The sequence below is a fragment of the Enterobacter sp. PGRG2 genome, from assembly GCF_030291195.1.
Lineage (GTDB): Bacteria > Pseudomonadota > Gammaproteobacteria > Enterobacterales > Enterobacteriaceae > Enterobacter_D.
This window is the reverse complement of record NZ_CP127837.1, coordinates 1,257,636-1,270,364: the sequence shown is the minus strand read 5'-3', so window position 1 is coordinate 1,270,364 and position 12,729 is coordinate 1,257,636. Positions and strand designations below refer to the sequence as shown.

General features: G+C 57.5%; 11 protein-coding genes. 8 read left to right on the top strand and 3 right to left on the bottom strand.

Annotation, left to right across the window (positions count from 1 at the left end; translation table 11 throughout):
• The coding region (locus QRD42_RS05460; RefSeq protein WP_072571321.1) for a bifunctional aspartate kinase/homoserine dehydrogenase II at positions 1 to 2,429 on the bottom strand (2,429 nt) is incomplete at its 3' end.
• A 2-nt stretch (positions 2,430 to 2,431) separates the two neighbouring features.
• Positions 2,432 to 3,592: a cystathionine gamma-synthase gene (gene metB, locus QRD42_RS05455; protein ID WP_321988357.1), complete on the bottom strand. Its 1,161-nt coding sequence runs from the start codon at positions 3,590 to 3,592 to the stop codon at positions 2,432 to 2,434.
• Between the two features lie 276 nt (positions 3,593 to 3,868).
• Between metB and metJ the strand changes: the two genes are divergently transcribed.
• On the top strand, positions 3,869 to 4,186 hold the full coding sequence (gene metJ, locus QRD42_RS05450; RefSeq protein WP_072571323.1) for a met regulon transcriptional regulator MetJ: 318 nt from the start codon (positions 3,869 to 3,871) through the stop codon (positions 4,184 to 4,186).
• Between the two features lie 99 nt (positions 4,187 to 4,285).
• Here metJ and rpmE read toward each other — a convergent pair whose 3' ends face one another.
• A complete protein-coding gene (gene rpmE / locus QRD42_RS05445; protein WP_072571324.1) occupies positions 4,286 to 4,501 on the bottom strand; it encodes a 50S ribosomal protein L31 in 216 nt (71 codons plus the stop codon).
• Positions 4,502 to 4,712: 211 nt separating this feature from the next.
• Here rpmE and priA point away from each other — a divergent pair, with 211 nt between their 5' ends.
• The 7 genes from priA to rraA all read left to right on the top strand — a co-directional run bounded on the left by priA (position 4,713) and on the right by rraA (position 12,717).
• Positions 4,713 to 6,908, top strand: coding sequence for a primosomal protein N' (priA, locus tag QRD42_RS05440; protein ID WP_321988356.1), 2,196 nt, complete (start codon positions 4,713 to 4,715; stop codon positions 6,906 to 6,908).
• A 148-nt stretch (positions 6,909 to 7,056) separates the two neighbouring features.
• Positions 7,057 to 8,082, top strand: coding sequence for a DNA-binding transcriptional regulator CytR (cytR, locus tag QRD42_RS05435; RefSeq protein WP_072571326.1), 1,026 nt, complete (start codon positions 7,057 to 7,059; stop codon positions 8,080 to 8,082).
• Between the two features lie 93 nt (positions 8,083 to 8,175).
• Positions 8,176 to 9,180 (top strand): cell division protein FtsN, encoded by a 1,005-nt coding sequence (ftsN, locus tag QRD42_RS05430; RefSeq protein ID WP_321988355.1) that lies wholly within the window; start codon positions 8,176 to 8,178, stop codon positions 9,178 to 9,180.
• A 90-nt stretch (positions 9,181 to 9,270) separates the two neighbouring features.
• Positions 9,271 to 9,801: an ATP-dependent protease subunit HslV gene (gene hslV, locus QRD42_RS05425; protein ID WP_072571328.1), complete on the top strand. Its 531-nt coding sequence runs from the start codon at positions 9,271 to 9,273 to the stop codon at positions 9,799 to 9,801.
• A gap of 9 nt (positions 9,802 to 9,810) precedes the next feature.
• A complete protein-coding gene (gene hslU, locus QRD42_RS05420; RefSeq protein WP_072571329.1) occupies positions 9,811 to 11,142 on the top strand; it encodes an HslU--HslV peptidase ATPase subunit in 1,332 nt (443 codons plus the stop codon).
• Between the two features lie 67 nt (positions 11,143 to 11,209).
• On the top strand, positions 11,210 to 12,139 hold the full coding sequence (menA, locus tag QRD42_RS05415; protein ID WP_318374592.1) for a 1,4-dihydroxy-2-naphthoate polyprenyltransferase: 930 nt from the start codon (positions 11,210 to 11,212) through the stop codon (positions 12,137 to 12,139).
• Positions 12,140 to 12,231: 92 nt separating this feature from the next.
• On the top strand, positions 12,232 to 12,717 hold the full coding sequence (gene rraA / locus QRD42_RS05410) for a ribonuclease E activity regulator RraA (protein ID WP_072571331.1): 486 nt from the start codon (positions 12,232 to 12,234) through the stop codon (positions 12,715 to 12,717).
• Positions 12,718 to 12,729 lie beyond the last annotated feature (12 nt).

Sequence of the window (12,729 nt, the reverse complement as noted above, 5' to 3'; positions counted from 1 at the left end):
AGCAACTGCGCCAGGCGGTTAATATCTGACTGGATCGCCCCGGCGGTGACATCGCGTCCTGCGCCAGGCCCGCGGATCACCAGCGGATTATCACGATACCAGCGGCTTTCGATGGCAAACACGTTATCACATGGCAGCAGGGCCGCCAGCGGATGCTCAGGGCGCACCGCTTCCACGCCGACGCGCGCTTTTCCGTTGGCGTTGAAACGCGCGACGTAACGCAGCACGAGGCCCATTTCCCGCGCCGCTTCCAGCCGCTGCACCATCTGGTCGTTCAGCTCATCGCCATTCTCGAAGAAGTGGTCCACCGACCCCTCTTCACAGCCGTTCGGCACCAGCGACTCCACGCGCACCTGATCCGGTTCGATGTCATAACCCGCTTCACGGGCAAGGATCACCAGCTTGCGCATCACGTCTTTACCGGAGAGATCGACGCGCGGATCCGGCTCGGTCAGCCCCTGCTGCCAGGCCTGATCCACCAGCTCGGTAAAGGGTACGGTGCCGTCAAATTGCAGGAACAGCCAGGAGAGCGTGCCGGAGAAAATACCGCTGATGGCGAGAATGGCATCGCCGCTGTCGATCAGATCGCGCACGGTATGGTTCACGGGTAAGCCCGCGCCCACGGTGGCGTTATACAGCCAGTGACGGCCGGTTTTTTCGAAGGCGTCATGGATCTGGCGGTATTTATGGCTGTCGCTCGCTCCGGCCAGTTTATTGGCGCTGATAACGTGAAAACCGTGGCTGGCGAAGTCCAGATACTGATCGGCCAGCTGTTCGCTGGCGGTCACGTCCAGCACCACTAAATCATCATAGGGATGGGCGCGCATCCACAGGAACAGCGACTCTTCATCCTGTTCGACCGCTTCATCGTTAAAGAACGCCAGCGCGCGGCTGGCATCCAGCCCCTCATAGCTCAGCAGGCTGCGGCGGCTGTCCACCACGCCCGCCAGCACAAATTCAAAACCGGTCCGCGCCGACAGCGCGCCCTGTTCACGGGCGAACAGCTCCAGCCAGCGCGAGCCGATATTGCCCTTGCCGAACAGCATCAGACCGATACGTTTTTCCGCGCGGAACAGCGACTGGTGCAGCCCCTGGATCAGGCTCTCCGTCGGCCCGGCGCGCAGCACGGCCACCAGGCTGATGCTGTCGTCGGACTGCCAGATAAACTCTACCGGCTGACCCTTTAATTGCTGCCAGAAACGATGGCTGTGCAGCGGATTACGGCAGACGCCCGCCCCGACCAGCGCCACCAGCGCCAGCCCCTGACGCAGGCGCAGTTCACCGGTCAGCCCGGCGTCCTGCAACAGCTTCAGCGCGCTGTCGACCACTTCCGAGGTGTAGCAAAGTTGCAGCAGGTTGCGATCGTTATGAATGCCGACCGCCAGCGGACGCAGCTGCGCACGCTTGAGGATCAGATCCACCTCTTTATGGGCCAGTGCAAAATCCTGGCTGGCGGGCACCTGGAACTCAATCAGGCAGACGTCATCATGACTGGTGACAATACGCGCCCCGGTGCCGGATGCCAGCACGCGTTCAATGCGCGTGGAGCCCTGCTCCGGGTTGTAGCTGCAACGCAGTTGCAGATCGATGTCGCTGGCGGAAACCGGCTGTAAGGTACGGGCGTGCAGCACCGGCGCAGCCAGACGCGCCAGTTCGCTGGCTTCATCAAGGCGCAGTAGCGGCAGCAGGCAGGCATCTTTTACTTTACGCGGGTCGGCGCTGTACACCCCGGCCACATCGCTCCAGATGGTCACCCGGGACACGCCGCCCAGCGCGCCGATTTGCGTCGCCGAGTAGTCAGAGCCGTTACGGCCCAGCAGCACGGTTTCCCCCGCATCGTTGCGGCAGATAAAGCCCGTCACCACGGTACGTTTATTGGGATGCTGCGCCAGCAGTTGCTGCAACAGCGGATAGGATAAGCCTTCATTGACCTGCGGCTGCGGGCCGCGCTCGGCGCGCAGGAAGTCGCGCGCATCCAGCCAGGCGGATTCCATACCCTGTAAATTGAGCACCGCAGACATCAGGCGCGCCGACCAGATCTCACCGTGCCCCACCACTTCCGCATACACCGCGTCGGTGATGCCGCTGTCAAGCAGCGCCGCCAGTCGCTCCAGATCGTGAATAAACGCCTGGGTGAGCGTGTCGGCCATATCCGCAGGCAGCAGACCGCCGATCAGATCGCTTTGATAGCGACGCAGCGCCTGTTGAACCTGATGCGCAGAGAGCCTGTCGGTCTGGCTTAGCTTCAGCCAGCTGATCAGTTGGTTGGTGGTGCTGCCGGCCGCCGAGACGACCATCATGTCGCCAGGCTGCGAGTATTCCGCCATGATACCCGCCACGCGCAGGTAACATTTCACGTCAGCCAGACTACTCCCACCAAACTTATGCAGTTGACGACCTTTCGCCCCTGCCTGCGCAATCACACTCATGTTTACCCCTTGTTTGCTGCCCGGAAGCCATTTTCCAGGTCGGCAATTAAATCTTCGCCATCTTCGATGCCGGTGGAAATACGCAGCAGCGTCTCGGAAATACCCGCCGCGGCGCGCGCTTCTGGCGCCATGCCTGCGTGCGTCATGGTGGCGGCGTGGGAGATCAAACTTTCAACTCCCCCTAACGACTCCGCCAGCGTAAACAGTGACAGCCCGCTTAAGAAACGACGTAATGTTTGTTCATCGCCATCCAGTTCAAAACTGAGCATGGCGCCAAATCCTTTTTGCTGACGGGCAGCAATCTCGTGGCCCTGATTTTCCGGCAACGACGGGTGATACAGTTTTTTCACCAGCGGCTGTGTTTTAAGGAAATCCACAATCCCCTGGGCATTGCGTTGCGCCACTTCCATGCGCGGCGACAACGTACGCAGCCCGCGCAGCAGCAGATAGCTGTCAAAGGCGCTGCCGGTGACGCCGATATTATTCGCCCACCATGCCAGTTCAGTGACAGTCGCCTCGTCTTTGGCGATCACCACCCCTGCGACCACGTCAGAATGGCCGTTCAGATATTTAGTGCATGAATGTAAAACCAGATCGGCACCCAACGCCAGCGGGTTCTGCAACGCCGGACTTAAGAAGGTGTTATCCACCACGCTGACGGCCCCGGCTTCACGCGCAAGCTGACAGATTTTCGCAATATCCACTATGCGCAACAATGGGTTGCTCGGACTTTCCACCAGCACCAGTTTCGGTTTTTCGGCCAGCGCCGATTTTAATGCCTGCTCGTCACCCTGATCGACAAATAAAACGCGATAACAGCCGCGTTTTGCCAGGCTGTCGAACAGGCGGTAGCTGCCGCCGTAGCAATCGTGCGGCGCGACCAGCAGATCGCCGGGCTTCAGAAAGACGGTGGTCACCAGGTGGATCGCCGACATGCCGGTATTGGTCATCACCGCGCCCGCGCCGCCTTCCAGTTCCGCCAGCGCGCGCTGCACCACATCCCTCGTCGGATTACCGCGACGGGAGTAGTCATGGGCACGCGGTTCGTTGAAGCCGGTGAAGTTATAGGTACTGGAGAGATGAATCGGCGGGACAACGCAACCGTACTGCTCGTCATCATTCAATCCGCTACGCACTGCGATGGTGGCCTGTTTACGCGTCATGTGAAGGCTTCCTGGCTTAAGGGATGAAAAGTCAGCCATCAGAATAGCATTGTGAATATGGACGTCAATACATCTGGACATCTAAACTTCTTTGCGTATAGATTGAGCAAATGCATAATAGCCGTTAAAATTATATGCGTTAGCGCATATCCGCCGATTCGATACTCCGTGTCACGGTGTCGTCTCTACGGTAAACTACGCGAGATTACGGTGCGGTACCTGCGTTTGATCAGGTTTCGACCTTTTACTAATGACTGAGAGGATTAAAGGTATCTCATGGCTGAATGGAGCGGCGAATATATCAGCCCATACGCTGAGCACGGTAAGAAGAGTGAACAAGTAAAGAAAATTACGGTTTCCATTCCTCTGAAGGTGTTAAAAATCCTCACCGATGAACGTACTCGTCGTCAGGTGAACAACCTGCGTCACGCCACTAACAGTGAACTGCTGTGTGAAGCGTTCCTGCATGCCTTTACCGGTCAGCCTTTGCCGAACGATGAAGACCTGCGTAAAGAGCGCAGCGATGAGATCCCGGAAGCGGCGAAGATCATCATGCGTGAACTGGGCATCGACCCGGATACGTGGGAATACTAAGCAATGAAAAAGGGCAGAAGATATTCTGCCCTTTTGTTTTGGCCCGAATTACAGGCATAAAAAAACCGCCCGCAGGCGGTTCTTTCTGGCAGCCAATACTTATTTGCTGCTGCCTGGCAGGCTGAAGCGCTTGTTGAAGCGGTCAACACGGCCACCGGTAGCAACGTCACGCTGCTTGCCAGTATAGAACGGGTGGCATTTGCTGCACACGTCCAGGTTCAGATCGTGACCCACGGTAGAACGGGTTTTGATCACATTACCGCAAGAACAGTTTGCAGTAATTTCAACATAATTCGGGTGAATACCTTTTTTCATGGGAGAAACCTCAGTTTAAGGCCGCGTCGCTCTTCCAGCCCTAACGCCAGACACCACGCGATGTTTAAAGTAGTTACGTTCTCTTTGACGTGATCAAAACACATCAAAGGCGGCGAATCATACAGAAAATAACCAGCGCATGCAAACTGATCCGCGCCTTCTCTTTCTAATGTGTATACTAACCCGCCAGTTTTCAAGCCAGGATGATTCGATGCCCGTCGCTCACGTAGCCCTGCCCGTCCCGCTGCCCCGTACGTTTGACTACCGCCTGCCGGAAGGCGTTGCCGTCAACGCGGGCTGTCGCGTGCGCGTGCCCTTTGGTAAACAGGAGCGGGTCGGCATTGTGGTGTCCGTCAGCGAGACAAGCGAACTGCCGCTGGATGAGCTGAAAAGCGTCGTCGAGGTGCTGGATAACGATCCCGTGTTCTCCCCGTCTGTATGGCGATTACTGCTGTGGGCCGCTGATTATTACCATCATCCGCTCGGAGATGTGCTGTTTCACGCTTTGCCGGTTTTGCTGCGGCAGGGCAAGCCCGCCAGCGTTGCGCCTCTGTGGTTCTGGTTCGCCACCGAACAGGGCCAGGCGGTGGACATCAACAGTCTGAAACGCTCGCCAAAACAGCAGCAGGCGCTGGCGGCGCTGCGCCAGGGAAAAATCTGGCGGCATCAGGTGCAGGATCTGGAATTTAACGATGCGGCCCTGCAGGCGTTGCGCGCCAAAGGCCTGTGCGATCTCAACAGCGAAGCCCCGGCCCTGACCGACTGGCGGGAAAATTACGCTGTACCCGGCGAGCGGCTGCGTCTGAATACCGAGCAGGCTACCGCCGTGGGCGCCATCCACAGCGAATCTGACACCTTTTCCACCTGGCTGCTGGCGGGCGTCACCGGCTCCGGTAAAACCGAAGTCTATTTAAGCGTGCTGGAAAATGTTCTCGCTAAGGGAAAACAAGCGCTGGTGATGGTGCCGGAAATCGGCCTGACGCCGCAGACCATTGCCCGCTTTCGCGAACGTTTTAACGCGCCGGTGGAAGTGCTGCACTCCGGCCTTAACGACAGCGAACGCCTGAGCGCCTGGCTGAAAGCGAAAAACGGCGAAGCGGCGATTGTTATCGGCACGCGTTCGTCGCTGTTCACCCCGTTCAAAAATCTCGGCGTGATTGTTATCGACGAGGAGCACGACAGCTCCTATAAACAGCAGGAAGGCTGGCGTTATCATGCCCGCGACCTGGCGGTCTACCGCGCCCACAGCGAGCAAATCCCGATTATTTTAGGCTCGGCCACCCCGGCGCTGGAAACATTACATAATGTACGGCAGCGCAAATACCGTATGCTGCGCCTGACGCGCCGGGCCGGTAATGCGCGCCCGGCCACGCAGCATGTGCTGGATTTAAAAGGCCAGCCGCTACAGGCAGGACTGGCTCCGGCGCTGATCGCCCGTATCCGCCAGCATGTGCAGGCGGATAATCAGGTGATCCTGTTCCTGAACCGCCGTGGCTTTGCGCCTGCGCTGCTGTGCCATGATTGCGGCTGGACGGCGGAGTGCCCGCGCTGCGATCACTACTACACGCTGCACCAGGCGCAGCGCCATTTGCGCTGCCACCACTGCGACAGCCAGCGCCCGGTGCCGCGCCAGTGTCCATCCTGCGGCTCCACGCATATGGTGCCGGTGGGTCTGGGCACCGAGCAGTTAGAGCAGGCTTTAGCCCCCTTCTTTCCCGGCGTGCCCCTGTCGCGTATCGACCGCGATACCACCAGCCGAAAAGGCGCGCTGGAGCAGCAGCTGGCGGAAGTGCATCGCGGCGGCGCGCGGATTTTAATCGGCACGCAGATGCTGGCGAAAGGCCACCATTTTCCGGACGTGACGCTGGTGGCCTTGCTGGACGTTGACGGCGCACTGTTTTCCGCCGATTTTCGCGCCGCCGAGCGCTTCGCCCAGCTCTATACCCAGGTTTCAGGCCGTGCCGGTCGCGCCGGCAAGCAGGGCGAAGTAGTGCTGCAAACGCACCATCCGGAACATCCTTTATTACAGACGCTGCTGCATAAAGGCTACGACGCCTTTGCGGATCAGGCGCTGGCCGAGCGGCATACGCTGCAACTGCCGCCGTGGACCAGCCATGTGATTATTCGCGCCGAAGATCATAACAACGAGCAGGCGCCGGTTTTCCTGCAACAGCTGCGCAATCTGTTGCACGCCAGCCCGCTGCTGGACAACAACATCTGGATTTTAGGGCCGGTGCCCGCCCTTGCGCCAAAGCGCGGCGGTCGCTACCGCTGGCAACTGCTGTTGCAGCATCCGTCACGCGTTCGCCTGCAACATCTTATCAGCGGCGCGCTGGTGCTCATCAATACCCTTCCGGAAGCGCGCAAGGTGAAGTGGGTGCTGGATGTCGATCCTATCGAAGGTTAAGGTTGCGAGGCGGATCGTATAATTCAACATCCGTCACACTTTTCATGAAAATACTGTAACCGGAACGGGTAACTATCTGATAAAAATGTGTCTGATGTCAGACACAGAGGATGTGGCTGCGCCTGCGTCTGGATGCGAGGAGAAAGAGGTGAAGGCTAAGAAAGAGGTTGCTGCCGCGACCATGAAAGACGTTGCCGAAAAAGCGAAGGTCTCTACGGCAACGGTGTCCCGCGCGTTAATGAACCCGGATAAAGTCTCGCAGTCGACCCGCAACCGGGTGGAACAGGCGGCCCTTGAAGTGGGCTATTATCCGCAGGCGATGGGGCGCAACGTGAAGCGTAATGAATCGCGCACTATCCTGGTGATCGTGCCGGACATCTGCGATCCATTTTTTAGCGAAATCATCCGCGGTATTGAAGTCACAGCGGCGGAACAGGGTTATCTGGTGCTGATCGGCGACTGCGCCCATCAGAATCAACAGGAAAAAACCTTTATCGACCTGATCATTACCAAGCAGATCGACGGTATGCTGCTGCTCGGCTCGCGCCTGCCGTTTGACGCCAGCATCGAAGAACAGCGTAATTTACCGCCGATGGTGATGGCGAACGAATTCGCCCCTGAACTGGAACTGCCTACCGTGCACATCGATAACCTGACGGCCGCTTTTAATGCCGTTAATTATCTGCGCGAACAGGGCCATCAGTTAATCGGCTGTATCGCCGGGCCGGAGGAGATGCCACTGTGCCATTATCGGCTACAGGGCTATGTGCAGGCGCTGCGCCGCACCGGGATCACCGTTGATCCGCACTATATTGCCCGCGGCAATTTTACCTTTGACGCAGGCAGCGCGGCGATGGAGCAACTACTGGCGCTGCCGAAGCCGCCGACCGCCGTATTCTGTCACAGCGATGTGATGGCGCTGGGCGCGTTATCCTGTGCCAAACGTCATGGCCTGAAAATTCCTGACGATCTGTCTATTATTGGTTTCGACAATATTTCGCTCTCCCAGTTTTGCGATCCGCCGCTGACCACAGTGTCGCAACCGCGCTTCAAAATCGGACGTGAAGCGATGCTGCTTTTACTGGATCAGCTTCACGGGCAAAACGTCAGCAGCGGTTCGCGGCTGCTGGACTGCGAGTTAATCATCCGTGGGACGACACAAGCCGTTACCTGAAGTAATTGGCTTTAAGACTCCCGCTTCTGGTCAAAGCCCCGTCGCTTAAGTAACATGACGGGCTGACAAACGAATAAATACAGCGAAACGATAGTGGCACAACGAGATTATGTACGCCGCAGCCAGTCGGCTCCTTCGCGGCGAAAAAAGAGCACGTCAAAGAAAAAACAACGTAGCCCGTCTGTTGTATCGCCCGCCATGGTTGCCATTGCGGCCGCTGTGCTGGTGGCGTTTATCGGTGGTCTGTACTTTATTACGCACCATAAAAAAGAAGATGCAGAGACGCTGCAAAATCAGAAGGTGGCAGGGAACGGGCTGCCGCCGAAACCGGAAGAGCGCTGGCGCTATATTAAAGAGCTGGAAAGCCGTCAGCCTGGCGTACGCGCGCCGACGGAACCGTCTGCCGGCGGCGAGGTGATGAACCCGAGCCAGCTGACGGACGAGCAGCGCCAGTTGCTGGAGCAGATGCAGGCGGATATGCGTCAGCAGCCGACTCAGCTTAATGAAGTGCCGTGGAACGAACAGACGGCGGAACAGCGTCAGCAAACCCTGCAACGCCAGCGTCAGGCGCAGCAGCAGGTTCAGCTACGCCAGCAGCAACAGCAACAGCAGACATACACGCAGCCGGTGCAGCAGCCGAGAACGCAGCCACGGGTAACGGAGCAGCCGTATCAGCAGCCGCGCACGGCGCAAACCGCGCCCGCGCAAACTAAGCCGGTACAGCAGCAGCCGAAGCAGACCGCTTCCCAGCAGCCTTATCAGGATCTGTTGCAAACGCCTGCGCATACCGATGCCGCGCCGCCAAAACAGCAGGCCGCGCCGATCACGCGCGAGCCGGAAGCGCCGAAGAAAACGGCAGAGAAAAAAGATGAGCGTCGCTGGATGGTGCAGTGCGGTTCCTTTAAAGGCACAGAGCAGGCGGAAACCGTGCGCGCGCAGCTGGCATTTGAAGGTTTTGACTCCCGCATCACCACCAATAACGGCTGGAATCGCGTGGTCATCGGGCCGATCAAAGGCAAAGATAATACCGACGGCACTCTTAACCGCCTGAAGATGGCGGGCCACTCAAACTGTATTCGTCTCGCCTCCGGGGGTTGAAACCCCCAAAATCCCCCCCATCTATAATTGCATTCAGCCCCGTACACTGTGCGGGGCTTCTAATCCGTTTATGCAACAAGGGGTCTGCTCGTGACAACAATCGTAAGTGTACGCCGTAACGGCCAGGTGGTAATTGCTGGCGACGGCCAGGCCACGCTGGGCAACACCGTAATGAAAGGCAACGTGAAAAAAGTGCGTCGTCTGTACAACGACAAAGTAATCGCCGGTTTTGCAGGCGGTACTGCCGATGCCTTCACGCTGTTTGAACTGTTTGAACGCAAGCTGGAAATGCACCAGGGTCATCTGGTGAAAGCCGCCGTTGAGCTGGCAAAAGACTGGCGTACCGACCGCATGCTGCGCAAGCTTGAAGCTTTGCTGGCCGTGGCGGATGAAAATGCGTCGCTGATCATCACCGGTAATGGCGATGTGGTGCAGCCGGAAAACGATCTGATCGCTATCGGATCCGGTGGCCCGTACGCCCAGGCCGCCGCCCGCGCACTGCTGGAAAATACCGACCTCAGCGCGCGCGACATTGCTGAGAAGGCGTTGGGCATTGCAGGCGATATCTGCATCTACACCAACCACTTCCATACCATCGAAGAATTGTCCTCTAAGGCGTAAGGATCTCTAATGTCTGAAATGACCCCACGCGAAATTGTCAGCGAACTGAATAAACACATCATTGGCCAGGATAACGCCAAGCGTTCCGTGGCCATTGCCCTGCGTAACCGCTGGCGTCGTATGCAGCTCGACGAAGAGCTGCGCCATGAAGTTACCCCGAAAAATATTCTGATGATTGGCCCGACCGGCGTCGGTAAAACCGAAATCGCCCGTCGTCTGGCGAAGCTGGCGAACGCGCCTTTCATCAAAGTGGAAGCGACCAAATTCACCGAAGTGGGCTATGTGGGTAAAGAAGTGGATTCTATCATCCGCGATCTGACCGATGCCGCTATCAAGATGGTGCGCAGCAACTCCATTGAAAAACACCGCTACCGCGCGGAAGAAATGGCGGAAGAGCGCATTCTGGACGTGCTGATCCCACCAGCAAAAAACAACTGGGGCCAGCCTGAACAGCAGCAGGAGCCGTCCGCCGCGCGCCAGTCCTTCCGCAAAAAGCTGCGTGAAGGCGAGCTGGACGACAAAGAGATCGAAATCAATCTCTCTGCCGCGCCAATGGGCGTTGAAATCATGGCTCCTCCGGGCATGGAAGAGATGACCAGCCAGTTGCAGTCCATGTTCCAGAACCTGGGCGGGCAGAAGCAGAAACCGCGTAAGCTGAAAATCAAAGAAGCGATGAAACTGTTGATTGAAGAAGAAGCGGCGAAGCTGGTAAACCCGGAAGAACTGAAGCAGGACGCCATTGATGCTGTTGAGCAGCACGGCATCGTGTTTATCGATGAGATCGATAAAATCTGTAAACGTGGCGAATCCAACGGCCCGGACGTTTCCCGCGAAGGCGTGCAGCGCGATCTGCTGCCGCTGGTGGAAGGCTGTACCGTCTCCACGAAACACGGCATGGTGAAGACCGACCACATTCTGTTTATCGCCTCTGGCGCGTTCCAGGTGGCGAAGCCGTCGGATCTGATCCCGGAACTGCAGGGTCGTCTGCCGATCCGCGTGGAACTCCAGGCGCTGACCACGGAAGATTTCGAGCGTATCCTGACTGAGCCGAACGCGTCCGTTACCGTGCAGTACAAAGCGCTGATGGCCACCGAAGGCGTGAACATCGACTTCACCGAAGATGGTATCAAGCGCATCGCGCAGGCCGCCTGGCAGGTGAACGAAACCACGGAAAACATCGGTGCCCGTCGCCTGCATACCGTGCTGGAGCGTCTGATGGAAGATATTTCCTACGACGCCAGCGATCGCAATGGTGAATCCATCACTATTGATGCGGCTTATGTGAGCAAACACCTGGATGAGCTGGTTGCAGATGAAGATTTGAGCCGTTTTATCTTATAATCGCGCGCACTGCACTTTCATCACTGTTGATGGGGCTGAATAGCCCCATTTTTATTGGCTAAAAACTATGACTGACTCGCGCCCTTTAAGCCGCACCCAGGCCTGGCTGGAAAGCCTGCGTCCGAAAACTCTTCCTCTGGCCTTCGCCGCGATTGTGGTCGGCACAACGCTGGCCTGGTGGCAGGGGCATTTCGATCCCCTTGTCGCCGTGCTGGCGCTGATCACCGCCGGTCTGCTGCAAATCCTCTCCAATCTGGCGAACGATTACGGCGATGCGGTAAAAGGCAGCGATAAGCCCGACCGCATCGGGCCGCTGCGTGGTATGCAAAAGGGCGCGATCACCCAGGCGCAGATGAAGCGGGCACTGATCGTAACAGTTATCCTGAGCGCGCTGTCCGGGCTGGCGCTGGTCGCCGTGGCCTACCAGACGCTGGCGGATTTTGTCGGCTTCCTGGTGCTGGGCGGTCTGTCGATTATCGCCGCCATCACCTATACCGTCGGGCGTCGTCCCTATGGCTACATTGGGCTGGGCGATATTTCCGTGCTGCTGTTCTTTGGCTGGCTGAGCGTGATGGGAAGCTGGTATTTACAGGCGCACACGCTGATCCCGGCGCTGTTCCTGCCCGCCACGGCCTGCGGCCTGCTGTCCACCGCGGTGCTGAACATCAATAATCTGCGCGATATCAACAGCGATCGTGCCAATGGTAAGGACACGCTGGTGGTGCGTCTGGGGCCGGTGAATGCCCGCCGTTATCACGCCTGCCTGCTGGCGGGCGCATGGCTGTGCTTCGCCCTGTTCAACCTGATTTCACTGCAAAGTCTGTGGGGCTGGCTGTTCGTGCTCGCCACGCCCGTGCTGGTAAAACAGGCGCGCTATGTACTGCGTGAAACCGAAGCGAGCGCGATGCCGCCGATGCTTGAACGCACCGTAAAAGCCGCACTTTTAACTAACCTGTTGTTTGTATTCGGTATAGTGCTAAGTCAGCTGGCGGTTTAACTGACAAATATCAATTAACAATTGATGATTTTGCCAACAACGCGTTATGCACGATATACTGACAACTCTCGCGGCAACTGAACGTAAATCCTATGAAATATGATACTTCTGAGCTTTGTGACATCTACCAGGAAGATGTCAACGTCGTGGAACCGCTGTTCTCCAACTTTGGTGGACGGTCGTCTTTTGGCGGACAAATCATCACGGTCAAATGTTTCGAGGACAACGGGTTGCTCTATGATCTGCTCGAACAGAATGGTCGTGGACGCGTTTTGCTGATCGATGGCGGCGGTTCGGTACGTCGTGCATTAATTGATGCAGAACTGGGACGCCTGGCCCTGCAAAACGAATGGGAAGGCATTGTGGTCTACGGCGCAGTACGCCAGGTAGACGATCTCGAAGAGCTGGACATTGGCATTCAGGCCATTGCCGCTATTCCGGTAGGCGCAACCGCAGAAGGGATTGGCGAAAGCGACATCCGCGTTAATTTTGGCGGCGTGACTTTCTTCTCCGGCGACCATCTCTACGCCGATAACACCGGCATTATCCTTTCCGAAGATCCCCTGGATATCGAGTAAATAAAAAAGGCC

Excerpts from the sequence above, each read along its gene's own strand:
- metB (WP_321988357.1), bottom strand. The coding sequence starts at position 3,592 with ATGACGCGTAAACAGGCCACCATCGCAGTGCGTAGCGGATTGAATGAT.
- metJ (WP_072571323.1), top strand. The coding sequence starts at position 3,869 with ATGGCTGAATGGAGCGGCGAATATATCAGCCCATACGCTGAGCACGGT.
- rpmE (WP_072571324.1), bottom strand. The coding sequence starts at position 4,501 with ATGAAAAAAGGTATTCACCCGAATTATGTTGAAATTACTGCAAACTGT.
- priA (WP_321988356.1), top strand. The coding sequence starts at position 4,713 with ATGCCCGTCGCTCACGTAGCCCTGCCCGTCCCGCTGCCCCGTACGTTT.
- hslU (WP_072571329.1), top strand. The coding sequence starts at position 9,811 with ATGTCTGAAATGACCCCACGCGAAATTGTCAGCGAACTGAATAAACAC.
- menA (WP_318374592.1), top strand. The coding sequence starts at position 11,210 with ATGACTGACTCGCGCCCTTTAAGCCGCACCCAGGCCTGGCTGGAAAGC.
- rraA (WP_072571331.1), top strand. The coding sequence starts at position 12,232 with ATGAAATATGATACTTCTGAGCTTTGTGACATCTACCAGGAAGATGTC.